Here is a 24,012-nt window from a genome sequence, read left to right on the forward strand (position 1 = left end):
TTCCCCTCGTGATTTTTCATTGTCGTTGGGATGGTGTTTTGACGTTCAGGGCCCGCCATGGCGGAAGCAGGCCACTTTCCTTTCGCCGGCGATGGCCGTCAGCGTGGGTGCCGATCGGGTGCAGGGCTCGAAGCGCTCGGCGCAATTGCCGGCATAGATGCAGCCCGCTCCCATAAGGCCCGCGGTTCCTTCCAGATCCTCGGCCCGCTCGGCCGCCTGTTCCCAGCGCGAATCCTTGCGCAGATGCAGCACGGTTCCGAGGAAGTCGCGGGTGAAGGGATGCAAGGGCTCGGCATAGACTTCCTCGCTGGTGCCCTGTTCGAGCACGCAGCCGCGATACATCACCATGGTGCGGTCGCAGAACTGCTTGACGATCTTCAGGTCGTGGGAAACGAACAGGAAGGTGAGATCGAGCTTCTTTCTCAGCTCCGCCAGGAGATTGAGGATCTGGGCCTGGATCGAGACGTCGAGCGCCGAAACCGGTTCGTCCAGGAACAGGAACTCGGGTTCGAGCGCCAGGGCGCGGGCGATGGCGATGCGCTGGCACTGGCCGCCGCTATATTCGTGCGGATAGCGATAGGATTGGCGCGGATCGAGGCCGACGAGTTCGAGCAGTTCGTCGACGCGCCGGCTGGCCGCCGCGCCGGAAATGCCGAAATTGAGCAGGGGCCGGGCGATGTTCTCGGCCACCGTGCGCCGCGGGTTGAGCGATTGCAGCGGGTCCTGGAAGACGATCTGCAGCCGGCGGCGATAGTGGCGCATCTGCTCGCGCGAGAGGGCCCGCAGATCGGTTCCATCATAGCGTATCTCGCCGCTGTCAGGCTCGATCAGGCGCAGGATGATGCGCCCGAGCGTCGACTTGCCCGAGCCCGAGCCGCCGACGCAGCCGAGGATCTCGCCCTTGGCGATGGTCAGGCTGACATCGTTGACCGCCTTGGTGCTCGCGGCGGGCCGGCGCAGCAGGCCGCCCTTGCTGACGGAGAAGGTCTTGTTGACGGAACGCACCTCGATCAGGGCAGGGCGCGTCATTGGGTTGCACCCGCAGCGGCGAGGTGGCAGCGCACCATCCGACCCGGGCCGGCGGCGCGCCAGTCCGGCAGCTTCTGATGGCACAGCCCGATCGCCTGATCACAGCGCGGCGCGAAGCGGCAGCCGGGCGGCGGTGCCAACAGGTTTGGCGGTTCGCCCTTGATGAAGGTCATGGCGTCCGAACGGGCGTCCGGATCGGGAATGGAGCGGATGAGGGCCTTGGTATAGGGGTGCAGCGGCTCGGACAGGACCTCATCGATGTCGCCGGCCTCCTGGACATGGCCGCCATACATCACGAGGACGCGGGTGGCGATGGCGCGCACCACGCCGATATCGTGGGTGATGATGACGATGGGCAGGCCGGTTTCGCGGCTGCGTTTCTTGAGCAGCAGCAGGATCTTGGCCTGGACACCGACATCGAGCGCCGTCGTGGGTTCGTCGGCGATGAGGAGTTCCGGCTTGCAGGCCAGCACCATGGCGAGGCCGATGCGCTGGCACATGCCGCCGCTGAGCTGGTGGGGGTAGCTTGCCAGCACGCGCGCGATGTCGGGAAAGCCGACCTCCTGGAGCGCCTTGGCAGCCGCGGCGCGGGCGCCTTTGCGGCCGAGGGCCGGATCGTGGCGCATCAGCGTCTCGACGAGCTGGGATTCGATGGTGAAGGAAGGATCGAGCGAGGCGCGCGGGTTCTGGAAGATCATGCCGATGGTCTTGCCGCGAACCGTCTCCATCGCCGCCTCGTCGAGAGTGAGGAGGTCGCGCCCGCCGATCTCGATCGATCCGCCGAGATAGCGCCCGGGTGGCGAGGTGATCAGACGGATCAGCGAGAGCGCGGTCACGGTCTTGCCCGAGCCGGATTCGCCGATGATCGCGAGAATCTCGTTGCGATGGAGGTCGAAGTCGACCCCGTCGACTGCCACCACCGTGCCTGCCGGCGTGGCAAACCCGGTCTTGAGATTGCGCACCCTGAGGATGGGCCTGGTATCGCGATCCATCGACATCTCCCTTGCAGGCGGTTCTGTCGGATACGATCTGGAGCGTCACATGTATACAATAATGTGTCAACAATGAAATTCAATCTGCGGTGGCATTGCATCCGACCGTCGGGCAACGTCACCACATTCCGTCAATATGAACAGCAAGCGTGCCGGTCAGGCCTGCCAGGAGCGGTGATTGAGTTGATGCGCTTCGTGAAAGGGTTCCTTCGGGCCTGATCGATCCTGATCCTCAACCCAGAAGGGCTGGATGGCACGACGGCATCGTTCCCCATCATTGCCATTGACGCCTGCGGGAAATCACATAAAGATACAATATCGTATACAATATTAAGAACAAAATGCGTCACCCCGTCCGAGGAACCCCATGCGCATCAAGCTCATCAATCCCAACACCACGGCGTCGATGACCGAGGCGATGCGTATCAGCGCCTGCGCCGTGGCTGCGCCCGGCACGGAGATCGTTGCCTCGACTTCTCGTTCCGGAGCGGCCTCGATCGAAGGGCATTTCGACGAAGCCATGAGCGTGATCGGCCTCGTCGACGAGATTCGCGACGGGCCGCCCGCGGACGCCTATGTGATCGCCTGCTTCGGCGATCCGGGCCTGCTGGCGGCGCGCGAAATCACGGACGCGCCGGTGATCGGCATTGCGGAAGCGGCCATGCATGCGGCCGCTTTCGTGGCCACCGGCTTTTCCGTCGTCACCACGCTGGAGCGCACGCGCATCATCGCCGAGCATTTGGTGCGCAACTACGGCATGCACAATCACTGCCGCCGCGTGCGGGCGACGGAACTGCCGGTACTCGAACTCGAGCAGCCGGGCACGCGGGCTCGCGACATCATCCTGGCCGAGTGCCAGATGGTGCTGGAGGAGGACAAGGCCGGGGCGATCGTGCTCGGCTGCGCCGGCATGGCCGGCCTGGCCGATTTTCTCGAGGACAGGTTACAGATCCCGGTGATCGACGGCGTCTGCGCCGCGGTCAAATTCGCCGAGGCCCTGGTCGGCATGGGCCTCAAAACCTCCAAGCATGGCGACCTCGCTTATCCCCTCGCCAAGCCCTATGCCGGCAAGTTGGCCGCCTACGCGCCAGCCGGCTGGCGCGTATCAGCCCAGCGGTCGGAAGAGCGACTTGAAGTCGATGCGGGCCGGAACGTCTGACAGGTCTACCTGGGCTTCGACATGGCGCAGATGGTGCTCCATGTTGCGGGCGGCATCCTGCGCATCGCGCTTGGCCAGGGCATCGACGATGCGCTTGTGTTCGTCATAGGCGCAGGGAACCGCACCGGGAGATTCGTAAAGCGCGATCACCAGCGAGGAGCGCGACACGAGTTCATGCACGAAATCCTTGAGAACGTCATTGCCGGCCATGGAGGCAAGTTCGCGATGAAAGTCTCCCGACAGTTGCAGCCGCCGGCGCTTGTCGCCTTGCTCCTGGGCCCGGGCCTCTGCTTCCACCGCGGCCCGCAGGCGAGTGATCTCCGCATCGGTGATGGTCGCGGCCAGGCGCCGGATCAGGATGCACTCGATCTCGCGCCGAGCCTCGAAAACCTGACGTGCTTCCTCCACCGAGGGGCGGGCCACGATCGCCCCCTTGTTGGGGATGAGCTCGACCAGTTTTTCATGGGAAAGCTGCTGCAGGACCTTGCGGATCAGCGTGCGGCTGACGCCGAAGGCGGTGGCCAGGGCATCCTCCTGGAGCGGCGTGGCCGGTCGAAGCTGATGATTGATGATGGCCGAATAGATCTCCGAATGGATCCGTTCGTCCACCCGTCCGCGGCGCCTGGGGGCGACAGGCGCTTGCTTCGTTTGAGGCCCGGACGATGGGGGCATGATGTGGCCTTGCAATTTGACTCAACGGAGGAAACCAAGTGTATTCTACATTGTATATTGCCGAGTTGGAAACAACCCCTGTCATGGTGGCCGCAACCAGGCGGCGGCACCCGGATTGTGAGGCGGCATGACCAGTGCACACAGTGAAACAGATGGGATGACGACGTTGCCTCCGGCCGTGCTGGAGGTCCGGGATCTGCGAATCGAGTTCCCGACACGCACGGGCACGCTGGTTGCTATCGACAATGTCTCCTTCGACATCGTCCAGGGCGAGATCCTCGGCGTGGTCGGCGAATCGGGTGCAGGAAAGTCGATGACCGGCAGCGCCCTGATCGGGCTTTTGCAGGCGCCGGGCCGCATCGCGGCGGGCAGCATCCGCCTGAGCGGGGAGCGCATCGACAACCTGCCTCCGCACCGCCAGCGCCAGATCCGCGGCCGGCGGATCGGCGCCATTTTCCAGGACCCGTTGACCAGCCTCGACCCCTTGTTCACCGTGGGGCGGCAACTGACCGAGACCATCCGCACGCATTTTCCCGATCTGAATCGCGAGGGAGCGCGCCAGCGGGCGATTCGCCTTCTCACCGAAGTCGGCATCGCCGACCCCGTCAATCGTTTCGAACAATATCCGCATCAATTCTCCGGCGGCATGCGCCAGCGCATCGTCATTGCCCTGGCGCTGGCGGGGGAGCCCGAGCTGATCATCGCCGACGAACCGACGACGGCGCTCGACGTTTCGATTCAGGCCCAGATCCTGGCCTTGCTCAAGCGCCTGGCACGAGAGAAGAACACCGCCATCATGTTGGTTACCCATGACATGGGGGTGATTGCCGAGATCGCCGACCGCGTGGCGGTGATGTATGCCGGGCGAGTGGTCGAGATCGGCCCGGTGGAAGCGGTGGTGCATCGGCCCAACCATCCCTATGCGGCTGGCCTGATGGCTTCGATCCCATCGCTCAACCGGCAGGTCGAGCGCCTGGCGCAGATCGACGGGGCGATGCCGCGTCTGGGCAGTTGGCCCAAGGGCTGCGCCTTCCACCCGCGTTGCCAGCAGAGCGGTCCGCGCTGCCAGGCCGAGAGTCCCCGGCTCGCCATTGCAGGCGCCACCGCGGCGGCCTGTTTCTTGCATCAAGGCGGTACAGCGCTCTGACGATCACGCGAGAGCGGCATCTCCCGCGCCGGGTAAACTCGTCTCCCACGCTGCCATACAATATTGTATACTCTTTATAGTACAAATTTGTAGACGGCTGGTGCCGCTTATGGAATGATCGAAATGCCCGAACTGGATACGGGCAGGGGAATGGATCGTCTGCGAAGAACGGTGTCACCAGCCATTCGGAACGCAGCCGATCGCTTGGTGGCGAAGCGCGAGACAAAAATAAAGCCGCGCCGTCGTGACCGCCGACGAAGGACCGTTTAACCGGGAGATGGCCGTGAAGACCTATTTGAAGATCCTGCTGATCGCCTCGTGCGCCGTGCTGGCCACGGGAGCGGCCAGCGCCAAGACGCTGCGTTTCGCTGAAGCCCAGGAAATCAGTTCCATGGACCCGCATGCGGCGCGGGACGACTTCACGCTCAGCTTGCTCAGCAATGTCTATGAAGGATTGGTGCGCTGGAACCGCGACCTCAAGCTCGAGCCGGCTTTGGCCGAGAGCTGGGAGGCGGTTTCGGACACCGAGTGGCGGTTCCATCTGCGCAAGGGTGTCAAGTTCCACAATGGCGCCCCCTTCACCGCCGACGACGTGATCTTCTCCTTCGAGCGGGCGGGCGCGCCGGGCTCTCCCTTCGCCGGGCTGCTCGAACCGATCGCCAAGATCACCAAGGTCGACGATCACACCGTCGAGGTGACACTCAAGCGCAAATATGCGCTGCTGCTCAACGATTTCGCCGGCTGGTACATCCTGGACAAGAAATTCCAGGAATCGGTCGGGGCCACCAAGCCGATCGACCTGTCCTCCAACACCGGCGGCGCCATGACCACCCAGGGCATCGGCACCGGTCCGTTCAAGCTCGCCTCGCGCCAGCCCGACATACGCACCGTGCTGGTCAAGAACGAGGACTGGTGGGACAAGCCCCAGCACAATCTCGACGAGATCGTCTATACGCCGATCACCAATGCCGCCACCCGCGTCGCCGCCCTCTTGTCGGGCGAGGTCGACTTCATCCGCAATGCACCGCCCCAGGATGTGGACCGCATCGCATCCACTCCCGGCATGAAGATCATGCGCGCGCCGCACCTGCGCTCGATCTTCTTTGGCATGGACCAGCAGAGCAAGACATTGCCGGGCAGCGGGGTCGAGGGCAATCCGCTCGCCGATGTCAGGGTGCGCAAGGCGATCTACCAGGCCATCGACATCGAGGGCATCAAGCGCAGCATCATGCGCGGCAATTCGCGCCCGACGGCCGTGCCGCTCGCGCCCGAGCTTCCCTACTACGATGCCAGCCTGGACGTGCGCTTCCCCTATGACGTCGCCGCCGCCAAGGCGTTGCTGGCGGAAGCGGGTTATGCCAAGGGCTTTACCCTGCCGATGGATTGCCCGGCCGGTTCCTTCATCAATGACGAAAGGATCTGCCAGGCCACCGTCGGCATGCTCGCAAAGATCGGCATCAAGGTGCAGTTGACCATGCACACGCCGGTCCAGACCGACACCGAGCTGCCCGCCGGCAAATATTCCTTCTACATGCTGGGCTGGGCCGGCCTGCCCTCGATCGACGCCTACAACATCATGTCGGCGACGATCCATACGCCTACCGGCGATCTGGGCACCTGGAACCCCAAGGGCTATTCCAACCCCAAGGTGGACAAGCTGATCGAACAGATCGGCACCGAATACGACCCGGCCAAGCGCCAGGCCATGATCTCGGAAGTGGTGAAGATCCATCGCGACGAAGTCGGCAAGATCATGCTGCACCAGCAGTTCCTGACCTGGGGCATGAGCGACAAGGTCAATGCCGTCGTGCCCGCCGACGAGTATACGCGCTTCTGGTACTACACCATGAACTAGGGCTGCGAGCCGGCCTGTGCCGGCGACGCCATGCCCTCAGTCTTCGCTTGCCGCATGATGTTTTCTCCGGGTCCCCCGAAACTGTCCGGCGTCATGCGCAAACGGAGGGGCGGTTTCTCCCACCGCCCCTCCGCAGGTCCCGTGGGGTGTGACCGCATTTCAGCTTATTCACTCTGATGAGGTCGCTCAGCCCCTCACCCATACCCTCTCCCCGTAAGAACGGGGCGAGGGGGCTTTGGCGGCGAGTTTCATGCCGGCGGCACGCCATCTCGCCCGACCGTCGGGCGAGATGAAGGGACTGAAGATCAATCGCAACGCTCGTGCCTCCTCGCCCCGTTCTTACGGGGAGAGGTAAGGTGAGGGGCAGCACAAACCGAGGGGCATTGCCGTTGAGTCGTAGCCTTTGCTCAACTTCTTGTTTTGACGCACTTTCTCGACCGGAGACTCCTTCGTCTCTTCTGGAAAATGCGCCAGGGATCGAGAGACCCTCATGATCTCCATGCTCGCAACCCGCCTCACCAGCGTCATCCTGGTCATGCTGGTCGTTACCGGGTTGTCCTTCTGCATCTTCAATTTCCTCGGCGACCCCGTGAACAATGTACTCGGCGTCAATGCCACCCTGGCCCAGCGCGAGGAATTGCGGGCTGCCCTCGGCCTCGACCAGCCGACGATCGTGCAATTCTGGCGTTTCATCGAACGGGCGGTGGTTGGTGATTTCGGCGTCTCCTACCGCAACCGGCAGCCCGTGCTCGATCTCATCCTCACCCGCTTGCCGGCGACGCTGGAACTGGTCTTCGCGGCGACCCTGACCGCCTTGGTGGTCGGCATTCCCATGGGGGTCTATACGGCGCTGAGGCCGCGCGGATGGTTGAGCCGCCTGTTCCAGATGGGCTCGCTCCTCGGCATTTCCATGCCGCAGTTCCTGATCGGCATGCTGCTGATCCTGGTCTTTTCGGTGGAGCTGCGCTGGCTGTCGGCCTTCGGGCGCGGCGACACGGTGCGGATCGGCTGGTGGACCACCGGTTTCCTCACGGTGAGCGGCCTCAAGGCCCTGATCATGCCCACCATCACGCTCGCCGTCTTCCAGGTCTCGATGATCATGCGCCTGATCCGCGGCGAGATGTTGGAGGTGCTGCGCTCCGATTTCATCAAGTTCGCCCGGGCCCGCGGCCTGTCGGACCGGGCTGTTCATCTCACCCATGGCCTGCGCAACAGCCTGTTGCCGGTGATCACCATCGTCGGCCTGCAAATCGGCTCGCTGATCGCCTTCGCCATCGTGGTCGAGGCGGTGTTCCAATGGCCCGGCATGGGCCTCCTGATCCTGCAGGCGATCGAGTTTGCGGATTTTCCGGTGATGGCAGCCTATCTCGCCTTCGTCGGTTTCAGCTTCGTGCTGATCAACCTGATCGTCGACCTGACCTATCTCCTGGTCGATCCGAGATTGAGGGTGAAATGAGCCAGTTTGCCGCCATCGTCCGGACCATGGCCACCGGCGAACTCGCCTGGCGTTTTCGCACTTCGCCCGCGGTCATCATCGCCACCTTCATCCTCGGCCTGCTGATCCTGTGCGCCGTGGCCGCCAACCTGATCGCGCCGCATGATCCCTTCGATCCGGCCACGCTCGACATCATGGATGCACGCCTGCCCCCCGTCTGGTCGGAAGGCGGGAGCGTCCGCTACCTACTCGGCACCGACGAGCAGGGCAGGGACATTCTGTCGGCCATCTTCTACGGCATGCGCATATCGATCCTGGTCGGCGCCGCGGCCGTGCTGTTCTCGGTTACCATCGGGGTGACCCTCGGCTTGCTGGCCGGTTATTTCGGGGGCTGGATCGATGCCCTCATCATGCGCCTTGCCGATGTGCAGCTCTCCTTTCCAACCATCATGATCGCTTTCTTCATCGATGGGGTCGCCAAGATCGTGATGCCGGCGGCGTTGCGCGAAGACATGCGCTTCTATGTCGTCATCCTCGCCATCGGCGTCGCCGACTGGGTACAGTTCGCACGCACGGTGCGGGCCGCCACCATGATCGAGCGCCAGAAGGACTATGTGGCCGCGGCGCGCATCAGCAAGGTATCCAGCCTTCGCATCGTGCTCTCGCATATCCTGCCCAACACGATCGGGCCGGTGCTGGTGCTCGCTACGCTCGGGCTGGGCGTCGCCATCCTCACCGAGGCAATCCTGTCCTTCCTTGGCCTGGGCATGCCGCCTTCCCAGCCCTCGCTCGGTACGCTCATCCGCGCCGGCAACGATCTCCTGCTGTCGGGCGAATGGTGGATCTCCCTGTTCCCGGGGGCCGCGCTGGTGCTGCTCGTCCTCTCCGTCAACATCGTCGGCGACTGGTTGCGCGATGTCCTCAATCCTCGTCTTCGTTGATCCCTGTTTTGTCGATCATGGGCCCTGAAATGACCGATCTGCTTCTCACCAATGTCCGCCCGGATGCCAAGGAAAGCGCTGACATCCTGATCCGCGGCGGCAAGATCGCCGCCGTCGGCCGCGACCTGGCCCGGCCCGAAGGCGTGCCGCAGGTGGAGGGCAAGGGGGCCATCGCCATCGCGCCTTTCGTCGAAGCCCACGTCCATCTCGACAAGATCCTGTGGGGCCTGCCTTGGCACAGCATCAATGTGCCGCCCTCCTTGCGGGCCATGATCGACAATGAGGTCGCCATCCGCAAGGAGCTGCCCTGGGGCGTGCCCGAGCGCGCCGGCAATCTGATGCGGCGCTGCGTGGAGATGGGCTCGACCCATATCCGCAGCCATGTCGATATCTCCACCGCCTACAGGCTCGACAATCTGCACGGCGTGCTGGAGGCCTGGCAGAAGGTGAAGCATGCCGTCGGCCTGGAACTGGTCGCCTTCCCCCAGACCGGCCTGATGATCGATCCCGGTACCGCGGATCTGATGGAGGCTGCGCTGGACGAGGGCGCCTCGGTCATCGGTGGCATTGACCCGGCCACCATCGACGCTGATCCGAAGGGACATCTCGACACCATCTTCGACATCGCTAGCCGCAAGGGCGCCAAGATCGACATCCACCTGCATGAGCCAGGGGAACTGGGCCTGTTCGAGCTCGGCATGATCGCCGAGCGCACGCGCGCTCTCGGCATGCAGGGCCGCGTTGTCGTCAGCCACGCCTTCTGCCTCGGCGACGGCCCGGCGCACAAGGTGCAGCGCATGATCGATGTGCTGGCCGAAGCCGGAATCGGCATCATTTCCGCCGTACCGGGCGAGATTGGCTTCCCGCCGATGTTCGAGCTCGCGGCGCGCGGGGTGCGCTGTGCCGTTGCCTCCGATTCGCTGCGCGATACCTGGAACCCGCATGGCGATGGCGACATGCTCGACCGTTGCTGGCTCCTGGCCTACCGCACCCATTGCCGCACCGATGCCGAGCTGCTGCGGGCGCTCGACATGGGCACGCGCCGCGGTGCCGACCTGCTCGGGCTGGAAGGCTATGGGCTCGAGGCAGGCTGCGAAGGCAGCCTCGTGCTGATCGAGGGCGAGAACCTGGCGCAGATCCTGGTGGATCGCCCGCCGCGCGCGCTCGTGGTGAAGCGGGGCCGTGTCGTGGCCGCCGACAATCAATGGATCGATAGCGAGGCGCCATGAAGCAGGACAACGCCAGCCCGCTGCTCGAGGTCGCCGATCTCTCCAAGACCTTCGACGTCTCGGCGCCCTTCCTGCAGCGTGTGGTCACGCGCGCCGGCCGCAAGCTGGTCCGGGCCGTCGATGGCGTGAGCTTTTGGATTGAGCGTGGCACCACCTTTTCGATCGTGGGCGAGTCGGGCTGCGGCAAGTCCACCATCACCCGCCTTATCGCCGGTCTCGATGCGCCGAGCGCGGGTCGTATCGACTTCGTCGGCGCCGGTGGCAAGGCGGTGCGGTTGCAGATGGTGTTCCAGGATCCGGTCGGCAGCCTCAATCCGCGCTGGCGCATCGGCCGCAGCATCGCCGAGCCGATGCGGCATCTGCCGGGCGCCGAGCGCCGGCGCCGGGTCGGCGAACTCCTGGCGACCGTCGGGATGGCACCCGGTGACGGCACCAAATATCCGCATGAGTTTTCTGGCGGCCAGCGCCAGCGCATCTCCATCGCCCGCGCCCTTGCCGCCGAGGCCGAATTGCTGCTGCTGGACGAGCCGACCTCCGCCCTTGACGTCTCCGTCCAGGCGCAGGTGCTCAACCTGCTCAAGGACCTGCAGCAGCGCCTCGGCCTGACCTATCTGTTCATCAGCCACAATCTGTCGGTGGTGCGCTTTCTCACCGACCGCATCGGTGTGATGTATCTCGGCCGCCTGGTGGAGGAGGGGCCGGGCCGCACCGTGTTCGACATGCCGCGCCATCCCTATACGCGGCTGCTGCTGGAGACGATCCCCGATATCGAAAATCCCAACCGGGATCGCGCGCCCCTGGCCGGGGATCTGCCCAGCCCGCTCAATCCCCCTTCGGGCTGCGCCTTCCACCCGCGTTGTCCGCTGGTGATGGAGATGTGCAAGCGCGAACGGCCCGAGATGCGGACGGTCGAGGGTGACGTGCGTGTCGCCTGCCACGCAGCATGATGGAAGTCCGGTAGCTGCGCCGCTGCCCTCATCGAACCGTCTTTGCCCAGCCATCCTGCAGAGGCAGTGCCCCCGCGAGCAGTGACTTCGAACAACAAGTGCCTGCACCAACATTGACTTTTTGGGCGTAGCTGTCGGAACGTTGAACGGCGGGAGTGCATTCTATGGTCATGGTGCGGTGCTCAGGCCGATTGCGAACCACCGCGAGTCCGTCAGAAGCTCCATTGGCTCTGAAAGCGAAAGGACAAGCAATGGCGATTGCCAAGAACACGATCTGCGTGTGGTACGACAAGGACGCCGAGGCTGCGGCCCGCTTCTATGCCGAGACCTTTCCTGACAGCGACGTGCATGCCGTCCATCGCGCTCCCGGCGACTATCCGTCGGGCAAGGAGGGCGATGTACTGACGGTCGAATTCACCGTTGCCGGCATCCCCTGTCTTGGCCTCAATGGCGGGCCGGCGTTCAAGCATAGCGAGGCCTTTTCCTTCCAGATCGCCACGGATGACCAAGAGGAGACCGACCGTTACTGGAACGCCATCGTCAGCAATGGCGGCCAGGAAAGTGCGTGCGGCTGGTGCAAGGACAAATGGGGCATCTCCTGGCAGATCACGCCACGCGCCTTGACGGAGGCGATAGCCGCCGGCGGTGCGGAAGCAAAACGCGCGTTCGACGCGATGATGGCGATGAGGAAGATCGACGTCGCGGCGATCGAGGCGGCTCGTCGGGGCTGACGATGCCGCCAATTCGGCAGCGTCGGGATCGATGAGGTCGCTCCCTGGGAGACCAGGGCGGCCTCGGACACCCGGCCGATGCATTGCAAGGCCACTTGCACGGTGTCGGTGGTGGTCGCAACATTGCCATCACTGTGCCATCCACTTCACCCTCGCGCGGCGAAGGCCGGGGTAACCGCTGCGGCTGGCAGGCAAGCCCTTCGATTGCGGCTGCGGCGCGATCGAATGCTCACCGGACGTGATCACTTCGGAACCAAGTTGTTCAACGTCGGTTCCAACAGGGAGGATCAATGCTTCGAGCGGGCAAAGGCGGTGGGGATGGCGACAAGCCGCAAGAAACAGACAGGCAAGGCAAAGCGGTCGCACCTGATGCAGGCCATGGCCGAGCCATTGCTGCACGACGACGAAGCAGAGAGCTTCGTGCAACAGGCCATCCACGACCTGGCTGCCTGCGATGTTCCGTTTCTGGTGGCCGGCACCTTTGCCGTCAGCGCCTATACCGGCATCACCCGCCTGACCAAGGATCTGGACATTTTCTGCAAGGCGGGGGATGCCCAGCGCCTGCTCGCCTATTTCCAGGCCGAGAACTATGCCGTCGAGATCGAGGATGATCGCTGGCTCGGCAAGGTTTTCAAGGGCAAGAAGTTCTTCGACGTCATTTTTGCCTCGCCGAACGGCACGATGCCGGTGGGAGACGACTGGTTCGAGCAGGGACGCCAGATCCATCTTTATGATTGCAAGGTCGGCATCGTCGGACCGACCGATCTCATCTGGTCCAAATGTTTCGTGCAGATGCGCCATCGCTATGACGGCGCCGACGTGGTCCATCTCATCCTCAAGACGCATGCGCAGATCGACTGGCAGCGCCTGCTTGCGCATATGGAGGTGCATTGGGAGGTGCTCCTGATGCACCTGCTCAATTTCCGCTGGATCTATCCATCAGAGCGCGACGTCGTTCCGGCCTGGCTGTTGACGGAATTACTCGAGCGGCTCGCTGCACAGCGGCAATTGCCGCCCCCACAGATGAAGATCTGCCGGGGCCGCATGTATTCACGCATAGACTTTGAGATCGACGTCAAGGAATGGGGGTTTGCCGATGTGGGCGGTGAGGGGGACCGCCGCGCTTCCAAGGGACACAGAAGCGATGAATGACAGGCCAAAAAGCATCAAGGTGGCTGCCCTGGCCGACCTGCATGTCAAGGATACGCCGGAAGAGTCCTACCGCGATCTCTTCAAGGAGATTTCGGAGGCGGCGGATGTGCTGGTGCTGGCCGGCGACCTCACCGATCTCGGCAAGCCGAAACAGGCCGAGCATCTTGCCGCTGACCTCACCGCCTGCAGCATTCCCGTGGTCGCCGTGCTCGGCAATCACGACTATGAGGGAGGTGAGACGGACAGGCTGGCTGCCATTCTGGAAGCGGCAAAGGTGCATCTGCTCGACGGCCGTCATGTCGAGATCGAAGGTGTCGGCTTCGTCGGTGTGAAGGGATTTGCAGGTGGCTTCGGGCGCTTCATGCTGAGCTCGTTCGGCGAGCCCGCCATCAAGGCCATGGTGGCCGAGGGCATCGACCAGGCGATGCGCCTGGAGAATGCCATGCGCCAGGTTCGCGCCGATCGGGCAGTGGTGGTGCTTCACTACGCCCCCATCGTCGAGACGGTCGCCGGCGAGCCCCCTGAAATCTATCCCTTCCTGGGTTCCTCGCGGCTCGCCGAAACCATCGATCGCTTCGAGGTCAGCGCCGTGGTCCATGGCCATGCCCATCGTGGTGCCTATCAGGGCAAGACGCCGCGAGGCGCGCCCGTCTACAATGTGGCTGCCCATATCGAAAAGCCGACGGGCCGGCCCTACGCCTTGCTCGAGATCTGAATGCGACGGTACCTCTATCGCAGGATCGGTTTCAGTTGCGCCTGCACGGCCAGCAGGGCCGGCAAATAGCGGCTGGTCAGATCCGCCACCGGGCCGGAAGCCGGCAGGCCGGTGTTGAGCGCCGCGATCACGCGGCCGCGTACATTCAGGAGAGGCACCGCAACGGAGCGCAATCCTTCCTCCACCTCCTGGTCGATGGCGGCATAGCCCTGGGCCCTGACCCGCACCAGTTCGGCGACGACAGCCTCGGGATCGGTCAGTGTGCGCGAGGTGCGCGCCGGCAGCGTATCCGTACCCAGTATCGCCCGTGCTTCCGATTCCGGCAGGCCGGCGAGCAGCACCCGCCCCATCGAGGTGCAATAGGCCGGCAGGCGCGAGCCGGGCATCAGCACCACCGACATCACCTTTCTCTGTGCGGCGCGGGCGACATAGACGATCTCGCTGCCGTCGAGGATGGAGACCGACGAGCTTTCCCCGATCTCTTCTGACAGTCTGTCCAGCATCGGCTGCACGATCTGCGGCAGCGGCATGGTCGCGAGGCAGGCCGTGCCGAGCCGCAGGATGCGCGGCGTCAGGGTGAAGAATTTGCCGTCGTAATCGGCATAGCCCTGATAAGCGAGCGTCAGCAGGCAGCGCCGGGCCGTGGCCCGGTCCAATCCCGAGGCGGCCGAGACTTCGGCAATGGATTGGCGCGGGCGCTCGGCGGTGAAGGTCTCGATCACCGCCAGTCCTTTGGCCAACCCTCCCATGATGTCGCGTTCGCTGATCGCCATCCGTTTTCTTCGTGCGATATGTCAACAAATAATATCATATCGCACAAACTGGATTTACGGAATGCGCTATCGCGCTTAATCCTGCGCCTCCAGATCGCGTTCGGCCCATGGATGGATTGAGATGGACAAGACAGTCGCGAACCTCGCCAGCGCCGTGGCTGAGATCGAGGACGGAACGACCGTGATGATCGGAGGCTTCGGCGGCGCCGGTTCGCCGATCGAGCTGATCCATGCACTGATCGACCGCTATCGCGCCACGGGGCATCCCAGGGACCTGACGGTGGTGAACAACAATGCCGGCAACGGGCATGTCGGTCTCGCCGCGCTGATCGAGGCGGGCATGGTGCGCAAGCTGATCTGCTCCTTCCCGCGCTCGGCGGATCCGGTGGTGTTCACGCAGCTTTACCTTGCCGGCGAGATCGAGCTGGAACTCGTGCCGCAAGGCACGCTGGCTGAACGCATCCGCGCCGGCGGCGCCGGCATCCCTGCCTTCTATACGCCAACCAGCTTTGGCACCGATCTGGCGGCGGGCAAGCCGGTGGCGGAATTCGAGGGACGTTCCTATGTGCGCGAGCGCTGGCTCAAGGCCGATGTCGCGCTGGTGAAGGCCGAATTGGCCGATCCCTATGGCAATCTGACCTACCGGATGGCGGCGCGGAACTTCAACCCGCTGATGTGCATGGCCGCGGCCGTGACCATCGTGCAGGCCAGCCGCATCGTGCCGGCGGGCGAGATCGATCCCGAGGCGGTGGTCACCCCCGGCATCTTCGTCCAGAAGATCGTCGAAGTGCCCCATCCGCATCAGGAAGAAGACCTGAATCGCGCCAATGCCGCCTATCCGCTGGAGGCCTGAGATGAGCAGATTGTCGAGCAACCAGATTGCATGGCGCGCAGCGCAGGACATCGCCGATGGCGCCTATGTCAATCTCGGTATCGGTCTTCCCGAGAAAGTGGCCCAGTATCAGCCTGCCGGGCGCGAGGCGATCTTTCACACCGAGAACGGTATCCTGAACTTCGGCGAGAGCCCGGCAGAGGGGGAAGAAGACTGGGATCTTATCAATGCGGGCAAGAAAGCGGTGACGCTGAAGCCGGGGGCTGCCTTCTTCCACCATGCCGATAGCTTTGCCATGGTACGGGGCGGCCATCTCGACGTGGCCATCCTCGGTGCCTATCAGGTCGCCCAGACCGGTGACCTCGCCAATTGGTCGACCGGGCCGAAGGGTGTGCCCGCCGTCGGCGGCGCCATGGACCTGGTGCATGGCGCAAAGCGCGTCGCCGTCATTACCGATCACGCGACCAGGGACGGCCAGCCCAAGCTGCTCGAACGGTGCACCCTGCCGCTGACCGGGGTGGGCTGCGTTACCCGGGTCTATACCAGCCTCGCCGTTGTTGACATCGAAGGTGGTCGGTTCGTGCTGCGCGAGAAATTGCCCTCTCTTTCAATCGGCGAATTGCAGGCCGTGACAGGGGCTCAGCTCCATGTATCCGGTCCGGTTGTCGATCTCGTCGTTCCGGAGCTATGACATGACCGAGGTTTTCATCTGCGACTATGTCCGCACCCCAATCGGCCGTTTCGGTGGTGCGCTGGCGTCGGTTCGGGCCGACGATCTCGGTGCCGCGCCGCTGAAGGCACTGATGGCCCGCAATGCTGGCGTGGACTGGCGCGATATCGACGACGTGATCTTCGGCTGCGCCAATCAGGCAGGTGAGGACAATCGCAATGTCGCCCGCATGTCGCTTCTCCTGGCAGGGCTTCCTCTCACGGTTCCCGGCACCACCATCAACCGGCTCTGCGGCTCGGGCATGGATGCCGTCCTTGCCGCGGCCCGTGCCATCAAGGCCGGCGAGGCCGGTTTGATGATTGCCGGCGGCGTCGAATCCATGTCGCGCGCGCCCTTCGTCATGCCCAAGGCGGACAGCGCCTTTTCGCGCCATGCCGAAATCCACGACACCACCATCGGCTGGCGTTTCGTCAATCCGGCGATGCACAAGGCCTATGGCACCGACTCCATGCCGCAGACCGGCCAGAACGTCGCAGGTGATTTCGGCGTGTCCCGCGAGGCGCAGGACGTCATGGCGCTGGCCTCGCAGCAAAAAGCCGCTGCTGCGCAGGCCAATGGGCGGCTGGCGCAGGAAATCGTGCCGGTCACGATTCCACAGCGCAAGGGCGATCCGGTGGTGATGGACCGGGACGAGCATCCCCGTGCCACCACGCTGGAATCTCTCGCCAAGCTCAGGCCGCTGTTCGAGGGGGGCTCGGTCACGGCGGGCAATGCTTCGGGCGTGAATGACGGCGCTGCCGCGCTGATCCTGGCCTCGGAAGCGGCGGCGAAAGCCCATGGTCTGGCCCCGATTGCCCGCGTCCTGGGCGGTGCGATGGCCGGCGTGCCGCCGCGGATCATGGGGATCGGCCCGGCGCCGGCCTCGCAAAAGCTCATGACGCGGCTGGGGCTGACACAGGGCGATTTCGACGTGATCGAACTCAACGAAGCCTTTGCCGCGCAGGGGCTTGCCACACTGCGCGAACTCGGCATTGCCGATGACGATCCGCGTGTGAACCCGAATGGCGGCGCCATCGCGCTTGGTCATCCGCTCGGCATGTCCGGGGCTCGCATCACCGGAACGGCGGCGCTGGAATTGGCCCATAAGGGCAGCAGGCGCTCGCTCTCGACCATGTGCATCGGCGTCGGGCAGGGCATCGCCATCGCGCTCGAGCGCGTGTGAATCCCGCCTTTCCCAATCGCGATTACGCCGCATCCACTTGCAGGAACGACAGCACCTCCGCCACGAACTCCTGCGGGAACTCGATATTGCTGAGGTGAACGGCGGGCAGCACCTTCAGCCGGGCGCCGGGGATGGTGTTGGCGATCTCTTCGCTCTTGCCGAGAGAGGTGACCGTGTCGAACTCACCGGCAATGACCAGCGTGGGGGCTGCGATCAGGGCGATGGGGCGGCGTAGGTCGGCATCGCGCACTGCTGCCCAGTTGCCGGCAAGACCCTGCCGCGAGGTGTTCAGCAGCATCTCCCGGAACGTTCGAATGACCGGCCCATTCGCCTCGATCATGGCCTTCGGAAACCAGTTGCCGATGAAGGTTTCCGCAGTCTCCTTCATATCCGGCGCGGCAAGTACGGCGGCGATGGCCTTGTCGAAATAGGCTGTGGGGCCGAGATGGGCGGCCGTGTTGCTCAACACCAGGCGCTCGATGCGCTCCGGCGCATGGATGGCGAGCCACTGGCCGACGAAGCCGCCCAGGGACAGGCCGAGGAAATGCGCGCGCTCGATGCCGAGCCAATCCATCAGCTCGAGCACGTCGCGGCCGAGCCGGCCGTCTGAATAGGCGCCGGGCGATACCTCCGAGGCGCCGTGGCCGCGAAAATCATAGCGAATGACCCGAAAATGTTTCGACAGCTGCGGGATCTGCAGATCCCACATATGCAGGGTCGTGCCAATGGAATTAGACAGGATGAGAGCCGGGCGATCTTCCAGGCCGTCCACCTTGTAGGCGATCTTGACGCCGTCTCCCGTGGTCAGGAACGACAGGGTTGCCGGCTCCTCAGGATCCGGCGTGGCCAGCCGGGCAATAGCGTTGGTCATAGCGTGCACCTTTTCATGCTGTGCTCTTTCTGGCGGCAGCGCCGGGATCGAGAGCCGCGCTCCTCGTTGGACGTTTCGAAATTAAGGCCGCAGAATTTCAATAAAAATTGAAAAGATTTTAAAATCTTTGTAATAATAATTGGCAATGCAAGCCTTCACGCTCCAGGAAATCCAGTGCTTCGATGCCGTGGTCCGCGAAGGCGGCTTCCAGGCGGCGGCCGCCGCGCTCCACCGTTCGCATGCGGCGATATTCGCGGCGATCGCCAAGCTGGAGACCAATCTCGGCGTCCTCCTGCTCGACCGCAGCGGCTATCGCGTAACCCTGACCGAGGCCGGCCGCTCGTTCCACCGCAAGGCCCAGTCTCTGCTCGGCGAAATGGAGGCGCTGCGCATACATGCCCGCCAGCTCGCAATGGGCGAAGAGACGCATGTGCGCGTCATTCTCGGCGACACCTGCCCCCTGCATGAAGGCCTGCAACTGCTGGGCGGTTTCTTCTCGCAATGCCCGCAGACACGACTGGACCTCCATTTCGAGACGATCGGCGGCCCATCGGAACGGCTTTTGGAGGATGAGGCCGATCTGATCCTGCATTGGGTCGAAAAGGCCGATCCCCGCCTGGAATGGATCGACCTGGGCAAGGTGTCGTTCGTGCCGGTGGTTGCCCCGCGGTTTCTGCCGTTCGAGCTCACGCGCCGGATCTCACCGGATCAAATGCGCGGGCTCACCCAATGCATCATCCGCGATACGGTTCGTGCGGCCGCGAAGGTCAATTTCTACGTCTTGGAGGGGGCGCCGCAATGCACGGTCGCCGATCACGCGATGAAGAAGGAGGTCATCCTTCGCGGCATGGCCTGGGGACATCTGCCGCGCTTCATGATCGAGCAGGAATTGCGGGATGGGCGCCTTCTCTCCATCGCCGGCGCCTCCTTTCCGGGTGTTGAAACCGAGTTGGTCGCCGCGCGACGGCGTGATCGCCCGCACGGTCCCGTCGCCAACCGCCTTTGGGACTATATCGGCGTCCACGCACCTGCCTTGTGGACGAGCTAAAGCGTTGTCGCAATTCTTGACGGTTCCATCAAAATTCAAAACGCTTCAGGCTGATTCCTCGTATCGCGATAGGTTCCGGTTCAGAACCTCCAGGATCCTGTCCCTGGCCGGATCGCGTGCGCCCTTCAGCCAGGCCACTGAAAGCGGCAGCTTGTTGGTCATCGCGCCCGGCTCGATGGCAAGGGGCACGTAGACGACGCCGCTGACCGCGAGGCGGGCGGTCCATTGGGGGACGATGGCAATACCGATCCGCGCCGCCACGAGATTGACGATGGTCTGCTTTTCATCCGCCAATTGCGCGATCCTGGCCTGCAGGCCGGCTTCGGTGAACAGCTTGATGGTGAGGTCGTGGCTGTGGGGGCGGGATCGCCGCTCCGGAACGATGAGCGGCTCGTCCTCGAGCTCGCGGATCGCGACATGGGGCCGCTCCGCCAAGCGGTGATGGACCGACATCGCCACCACCGCGGTTTCGTGAAACAGCCGGACGGTCTTGATGCGGTGGTCCACCGCATCGGGCGGGCGAATGAAGGCGAGATCGATGCGTCCGGACAGCAGCCTTGGTAGCAGCCGGATGGTCTTGTCCTCGATGAGCTGGGTTGCCATGTCCGGATGAACAGCTCGAAGGTCCTGGAGAAGCGTCGGCAGGAGGCCGGCGGCGGCGCTGTCGATCGCACCGATCCTCAGCGGTTTGGCCGAGTTCCCGCCCATCGCCCTGAAGCGGGCCACAATGCCGTCGGATTGCTCGAGGAGTTGGCGCGCCTGCGGCAGGAGCGTTGTGCCCTCGCTGGTCAAGCCGACATTGCGCGTCGTGCGCAGCAGCAATTGTGTGCCCAGCGATTCCTCCAGAAGCCGGATATGCCGGCCCAATGAGGCCGGCAGCATGCCGAGCTTTTGCGCGGCCCGGCCGAAATGCAGTTCCTCCGCCACCATGGCGAAACACCGGAGTTGGCCGAGTTCCACGATCCTCTCCCAATTATACAAATAAATTATATAATCTTGGATGCATTGAAGTCCAGGGCTCCTCCGCGGAAAAACGATGAACAAGCGCAGCAGAAGCGCTCCGCAAAAAATGGGAGGAGATTGCCGTGGCAAGCGAGCTGGAAAGCCGTGTCTTACGCAAGATTTCATGGCGCATAGTGCCCTTCGTCATGCTGCTTTACTTCATTGCATTCCTCGACCGCGTGAATATCGGTTTTGCTGCACTGGAGATGAACAAGGAATTGGGCTTCTCCTCGACCATTTTCGGCCTGGGTGCCGGCATCTTCTTCCTCGGTTATTTTCTGTTCGAGGTGCCGTCCAATCTCATCCTCAACAAGGTCGGCGCACGCATCTGGATCGCGCGGGTGATGATCACCTGGGGCGTCATTTCCGGCCTGATGGCCTGCGTGCAGGGAGTGACGGATTTCTACATCCTTCGCTTCCTGCTTGGCGTCGCCGAAGCCGGTTTCTTCCCGGGCATCATCCTCTATCTGAGCTTCTGGTTCCCCGCCCGCCGCCGCGCCGCCGTCACGGCGATCTTCATGGCGGCGGCTCCCCTGTCCACGGCGCTGGGGTCACCAATATCCGGGATGCTCCTGGAAATGCACGGGCTGATGGGTCTGGCCGGATGGCAGTGGATGTTCCTGATCGAAGCTGCACCGGCGCTGGTCTTCGGCATCATCGTGCTGTTCTATCTCACCGATCGCCCGGAGAAGGCGAAATGGCTGACGGAGGAGGAGCGCGCCTGGCTGGTTGCTACCATGGCGGACGAGCAGAAGGCCAAGGGGCCCAGGGCCAGCCACGGCATCTGGGCGGGTCTGGCCGATATCCGCGTCCTTGCCCTTGCTCTGGTCTATTTCGGCACTTCCGCAGGTCTGTATACGCTTGGCATCTGGGCGCCCCAGATCATCAAGGAATTCGGCCTGACATCGCTGCAGGTCGGCTTCCTCAACGCCATACCGGCCGTGATGGCCGTCATCGCCATGGTGTTCTGGGCCCGTCATTCCGACCGGACCGGCGAACGCACCTGGCATGTCGTCTTCGCCTCCCTGCTGGCGGCGGCCGGCCTTGCCTTCGCTTCAGGCGCCAGCGAGATCGTCACCGTCCTGATCGCCCTGACGCTGGTCAACATCGGCATCAGCTGCTCGAAGCCGCCGCTGTGGAGCATGCCGACCCTGTTCCTCTCCGGCCCGGCCGCGGCAGCCGGCATCGCCACGATCAACTCCATCGGCAATCTCGGCGGCTTCGTCGGCCCCTCGATGATCGGCTGGATCAAGGACGTGACGGGCGGATTTGCCGGAGGGCTCTATTTCGTCGCCGGGCTTCTGGTGCTGTCGGCCGTGCTGACCCTGGTCCTCGCCCGTTCCGCCACCAGCACCCCAGATACTGCCAACACCAGCGCTGTCCGCCAGCATGGCTGATCCCTCTTTTTCCCTGGAGCATAGAAGATGCGCGAATATTCCATCGCCGCCATTCCCGCAGATGGCATCGGCCCCGAAGTCATCGCCGCCGGCACCACGGTGCTGGCTGCGCTCGAAAGGCGCGACGGCAGGCTGAAGTTCAACATCGAGAATTTCGACTGGGGCTCCGACCACTATAAGAAGCACGGCGTGATGATGCCGGCTGACGGGCTGTCCAGGCTCAAGAAATTCGATGCCATCTATTTCGGCGCGGTCGGTGCGCCCGACGTCCCCGATCACATCACGCTGTGGGGGCTGCGCCTGCCGATCTGCCAGGGCTTCGACCAATATGCCAATGTCCGGCCGACCAAGATCCTGCCGGGCATCACCTCGCCCTTGCGCCATTGCGGGCCCGGTGATCTCGATTGGGTCATCGTGCGCGAAAACTCCGAGGGGGAATATTCCGGGCATGGCGGCCGCGCCCATAGGGGGCTTCCCGAGGAGGTCGGCACGGAAGTCGCGATCTTCACCCGCGTCGGCGTTACCCGCATCATGCGCTATGCCTTCAAGCTGGCCCAATCACGGCCGCGCAAGTTCCTGACGGTCGTCACCAAGTCGAATGCGCAGCGCCACGGCATGGTGATGTGGGACGAGATCGCCGCCGAGGTCGCCGGGGAGTTTCCGGACGTGAGTTGGGACAAGATGCTGGTCGACGCCATGACGGTGCGCATGACCCTCAATCCCAAGAGCCTCGACACCATCGTCGCCACCAACCTCCACGCCGATATTCTCTCCGATCTCGCCGGCGCGCTGGCCGGCAGCCTCGGCGTGGCGCCGACGGGCAATATCGATCCGGAGCGGCGTTTCCCCTCGATGTTCGAGCCGATCCACGGCTCGGCCTTCGACATCACCGGCAAGGGCATCGCCAATCCCGTGGCGACGTTCTGGACGGCCGCCCAGATGCTCGACCATCTCGGGGAGGCGGATGTCTCCGCCAGGCTGATGCGGGCAGTGGAAAGGGTGACGGGCTCAGGCATTCTGACGCCCGACGTCGGCGGCAGGGCCACCACCAAGGAGGTCACTGATGCGGTCGTCGACGCGATCCATTCGTCCAATCTCTGAGCAAGTCGGCGATGGCGTCGCGAGATCTGCCAGTCTTTGCGGTCGCGACAAAAAAGCGAACCAGGGAGCAGGACAGATGAAAGTACCGGGGCTTTCGACTCGATTGAATCGTCGAGATATTCTGGCCGGTGCGGGTGCAACGATGCTCGCAATGGCTCTGGACAGGAAAGATGCCGTGGCGGCTGAAGCTCTTGAAGGCGTGAAGGCGCTGACCTTCGACGTGCAGGGAACCTGCGTCGATTTCTACCAGCCTATCCAGCGCATGGGAGCGAGCCTCAACCGCGCCAAGGCCATCGAAGTGGATTGGGCGCGCCTGTCGGCCGAATGGCGCGATCTCTATCGCCGCACGCTCGACGAGGTCATCGCCGGGCAGCGGCCGTGGATACGGGTGGATGCGATCTATCGTCAGGCCCTCGATGTCCTGCTGGAGCGCCATGCCTTGTCGGCGCGTTTTTCGATTGCGGAGCGCGACGAGCTCAACCTGGTCTGGACGAAGCTCGATGCCTGGCCCGACAGCGTGGCGGGGCTCGACCGGCTCGGGCGCAAATTCGTGACTTCGACCTTGTCGAATGCCGGCATGGCCGCGGTAGTCGCTGTAGTCAGGCATGCCGGCCTGCCCTTCGACGCGGTGCTGACCGCGGAGCTGGCCCGCAGCTACAAGCCTGCCCCGGCCGTCTATCAGCTCGCCGTCGACTATCTCGGTTACCGGCCCGACCAGATCATGATGGTCGCATGCCACAAATACGACCTCAAGGCAGCCAGGGCCTTCGGCATGCGGACCGCCTTCGTGGCGCGGCCGCAGGAGTTCGGACCGGAGGCCCGGCCTGACACGGCGCCCGAGCCTTGGTTCGACGTCCATGCCGGCAGCTTTACCGAATTGGCCGACAAGCTCGGCGCCTGAAAAATTCAGGCGAGGGCAGATCGGGCAGCCTGGCGCCGCTGGCGGCGCCATTCGAGCAGGATGGCGAGCAAGGTATAGCCGATGGCGAGCGCCCACAGGCCCAGGAACTGAAACCGGACATCGTCGATCGAGGCACCCATCTCGACCACCTGGGTCATGCCGGTGATGGCCATGCTGCCGGGAATGAGCTG

Annotated in this window: 23 protein-coding genes and 1 pseudogene; 17 read left to right on the top strand and 7 right to left on the bottom strand. The window is 63.8% G+C overall.

Annotated features, from left to right (window positions below; all coding sequences use genetic code 11):
- Positions 1 to 45 precede the first annotated feature (45 nt).
- Together AB4037_RS27950 and AB4037_RS27955 are read right to left on the bottom strand one after the other, a co-directional pair.
- The gene (locus tag AB4037_RS27950) at positions 46 to 1,029 is read right to left on the bottom strand and encodes an ATP-binding cassette domain-containing protein (protein ID WP_434960930.1); all 984 of its coding nucleotides are present in this window, start codon (positions 1,027 to 1,029) and stop codon (positions 46 to 48) included.
- A complete protein-coding gene (locus AB4037_RS27955; protein WP_434960929.1) occupies positions 1,026 to 2,021 on the bottom strand; it encodes an ABC transporter ATP-binding protein in 996 nt (331 codons plus the stop codon). The genes AB4037_RS27950 and AB4037_RS27955 overlap by 4 nt, the downstream gene beginning before the upstream one ends.
- A 367-nt stretch (positions 2,022 to 2,388) precedes the next feature.
- Between AB4037_RS27955 and AB4037_RS27960 the strand changes: the two genes are divergently transcribed.
- Entirely contained in the window at positions 2,389 to 3,180 is a 792-nt protein-coding gene (locus AB4037_RS27960) for an aspartate/glutamate racemase family protein (protein ID WP_441773703.1), read from the top strand.
- On the opposite strand, the gene AB4037_RS27965 is transcribed toward AB4037_RS27960, so the two are convergent.
- A complete protein-coding gene (locus AB4037_RS27965; protein WP_434960927.1) occupies positions 3,127 to 3,789 on the bottom strand; it encodes a GntR family transcriptional regulator in 663 nt (220 codons plus the stop codon). The genes AB4037_RS27960 and AB4037_RS27965 overlap by 54 nt on opposite strands.
- 220 nt (positions 3,790 to 4,009) lie before the next feature.
- Here AB4037_RS27965 and AB4037_RS27970 point away from each other — a divergent pair, with 220 nt between their 5' ends.
- The 9 genes from AB4037_RS27970 to AB4037_RS28010 all read left to right on the top strand — a co-directional run bounded on the left by AB4037_RS27970 (position 4,010) and on the right by AB4037_RS28010 (position 14,004).
- Positions 4,010 to 4,999, top strand: a complete 990-nt coding sequence (locus AB4037_RS27970; protein ID WP_441773704.1) for an ABC transporter ATP-binding protein — start codon at positions 4,010 to 4,012, stop codon at positions 4,997 to 4,999.
- Positions 5,000 to 5,282: 283 nt separating this feature from the next.
- The gene (locus tag AB4037_RS27975; protein ID WP_441773705.1) at positions 5,283 to 6,854 is read left to right on the top strand and encodes an ABC transporter substrate-binding protein; all 1,572 of its coding nucleotides are present in this window, start codon (positions 5,283 to 5,285) and stop codon (positions 6,852 to 6,854) included.
- 490 nt (positions 6,855 to 7,344) lie between these two features.
- Positions 7,345 to 8,310, top strand: coding sequence for an ABC transporter permease (locus AB4037_RS27980; protein WP_434960924.1), 966 nt, complete (start codon positions 7,345 to 7,347; stop codon positions 8,308 to 8,310).
- Positions 8,307 to 9,230: an ABC transporter permease gene (locus AB4037_RS27985; protein ID WP_441773706.1), complete on the top strand. Its 924-nt coding sequence runs from the start codon at positions 8,307 to 8,309 to the stop codon at positions 9,228 to 9,230. Before AB4037_RS27980 ends, AB4037_RS27985 begins: the two co-directional genes overlap by 4 nt.
- 29 nt (positions 9,231 to 9,259) lie before the next feature.
- On the top strand, positions 9,260 to 10,459 hold the full coding sequence (locus AB4037_RS27990; protein WP_441773707.1) for an amidohydrolase family protein: 1,200 nt from the start codon (positions 9,260 to 9,262) through the stop codon (positions 10,457 to 10,459).
- Entirely contained in the window at positions 10,456 to 11,406 is a 951-nt protein-coding gene (locus tag AB4037_RS27995; RefSeq protein ID WP_441773708.1) for an ABC transporter ATP-binding protein, read from the top strand. The genes AB4037_RS27990 and AB4037_RS27995 overlap by 4 nt, the downstream gene beginning before the upstream one ends.
- Before the next feature lie 257 nt (positions 11,407 to 11,663).
- Complete coding sequence (locus AB4037_RS28000) at positions 11,664 to 12,137, top strand: VOC family protein (RefSeq protein ID WP_441773727.1); 474 nt, start codon at positions 11,664 to 11,666, stop codon at positions 12,135 to 12,137.
- Positions 12,138 to 12,455: 318 nt separating this feature from the next.
- Positions 12,456 to 13,289, top strand: coding sequence for a hypothetical protein (locus AB4037_RS28005; RefSeq protein ID WP_441773709.1), 834 nt, complete (start codon positions 12,456 to 12,458; stop codon positions 13,287 to 13,289).
- Positions 13,282 to 14,004: a metallophosphoesterase family protein gene (locus AB4037_RS28010; protein WP_434960919.1), complete on the top strand. Its 723-nt coding sequence runs from the start codon at positions 13,282 to 13,284 to the stop codon at positions 14,002 to 14,004. The genes AB4037_RS28005 and AB4037_RS28010 overlap by 8 nt, the downstream gene beginning before the upstream one ends.
- A gap of 14 nt (positions 14,005 to 14,018) precedes the next feature.
- On the opposite strand, the gene AB4037_RS28015 is transcribed toward AB4037_RS28010, so the two are convergent.
- Positions 14,019 to 14,777 carry an IclR family transcriptional regulator domain-containing protein gene (locus AB4037_RS28015; protein ID WP_441773710.1) on the bottom strand — a complete coding sequence of 253 codons (759 nt, stop codon included), beginning with the start codon at positions 14,775 to 14,777 and terminating at the stop codon, positions 14,019 to 14,021.
- A gap of 121 nt (positions 14,778 to 14,898) precedes the next feature.
- Between AB4037_RS28015 and AB4037_RS28020 the strand changes: the two genes are divergently transcribed.
- The 3 genes from AB4037_RS28020 to pcaF are packed head-to-tail and all read left to right on the top strand — an operon-like array spanning position 14,899 to position 17,501.
- Complete coding sequence (locus tag AB4037_RS28020) at positions 14,899 to 15,630, top strand: 3-oxoacid CoA-transferase subunit A (protein ID WP_441773711.1); 732 nt, start codon at positions 14,899 to 14,901, stop codon at positions 15,628 to 15,630.
- A 1-nt stretch (position 15,631) separates the two neighbouring features.
- Positions 15,632 to 16,300, top strand: a complete 669-nt coding sequence (locus AB4037_RS28025) for a 3-oxoacid CoA-transferase subunit B (protein ID WP_441773712.1) — start codon at positions 15,632 to 15,634, stop codon at positions 16,298 to 16,300.
- Position 16,301: 1 nt separating this feature from the next.
- Positions 16,302 to 17,501, top strand: a complete 1,200-nt coding sequence (gene pcaF / locus AB4037_RS28030; protein ID WP_441773713.1) for a 3-oxoadipyl-CoA thiolase — start codon at positions 16,302 to 16,304, stop codon at positions 17,499 to 17,501.
- A gap of 22 nt (positions 17,502 to 17,523) precedes the next feature.
- On the opposite strand, the gene AB4037_RS28035 is transcribed toward pcaF, so the two are convergent.
- The gene (locus tag AB4037_RS28035) at positions 17,524 to 18,372 is read right to left on the bottom strand and encodes an alpha/beta fold hydrolase (protein WP_441773714.1); all 849 of its coding nucleotides are present in this window, start codon (positions 18,370 to 18,372) and stop codon (positions 17,524 to 17,526) included.
- 145 nt (positions 18,373 to 18,517) lie between these two features.
- Between AB4037_RS28035 and AB4037_RS28040 the strand changes: the two genes are divergently transcribed.
- Entirely contained in the window at positions 18,518 to 19,420 is a 903-nt protein-coding gene (locus AB4037_RS28040) for a LysR family transcriptional regulator (RefSeq protein WP_434960913.1), read from the top strand.
- A gap of 45 nt (positions 19,421 to 19,465) precedes the next feature.
- Here AB4037_RS28040 and AB4037_RS28045 read toward each other — a convergent pair whose 3' ends face one another.
- The gene (locus AB4037_RS28045) at positions 19,466 to 20,380 is read right to left on the bottom strand and encodes a LysR family transcriptional regulator (RefSeq protein WP_441773715.1); all 915 of its coding nucleotides are present in this window, start codon (positions 20,378 to 20,380) and stop codon (positions 19,466 to 19,468) included.
- 125 nt (positions 20,381 to 20,505) lie between these two features.
- Between AB4037_RS28045 and AB4037_RS28050 the strand changes: the two genes are divergently transcribed.
- From AB4037_RS28050 to AB4037_RS28060, 3 genes are all read left to right on the top strand, one after another.
- Positions 20,506 to 21,819, top strand: a complete 1,314-nt coding sequence (locus AB4037_RS28050) for an MFS transporter (protein WP_441773716.1) — start codon at positions 20,506 to 20,508, stop codon at positions 21,817 to 21,819.
- Between the two features lie 27 nt (positions 21,820 to 21,846).
- Positions 21,847 to 22,920 carry a tartrate dehydrogenase gene (locus tag AB4037_RS28055; protein WP_441773717.1) on the top strand — a complete coding sequence of 358 codons (1,074 nt, stop codon included), beginning with the start codon at positions 21,847 to 21,849 and terminating at the stop codon, positions 22,918 to 22,920.
- Positions 22,921 to 23,095: 175 nt separating this feature from the next.
- A complete protein-coding gene (locus AB4037_RS28060) occupies positions 23,096 to 23,821 on the top strand; it encodes a haloacid dehalogenase type II (protein WP_434960909.1) in 726 nt (241 codons plus the stop codon).
- Between the two features lie 5 nt (positions 23,822 to 23,826).
- Here the strand turns inward: AB4037_RS28060 and AB4037_RS28065 are convergent.
- Positions 23,827 to 24,012, bottom strand: a pseudogene (locus AB4037_RS28065) (ABC transporter permease); the annotation flags it as partial.

The sequence above is a fragment of the Labrys sp. KB_33_2 genome (assembly GCF_052114505.1).
GTDB lineage: Bacteria > Pseudomonadota > Alphaproteobacteria > Rhizobiales > Labraceae > Labrys.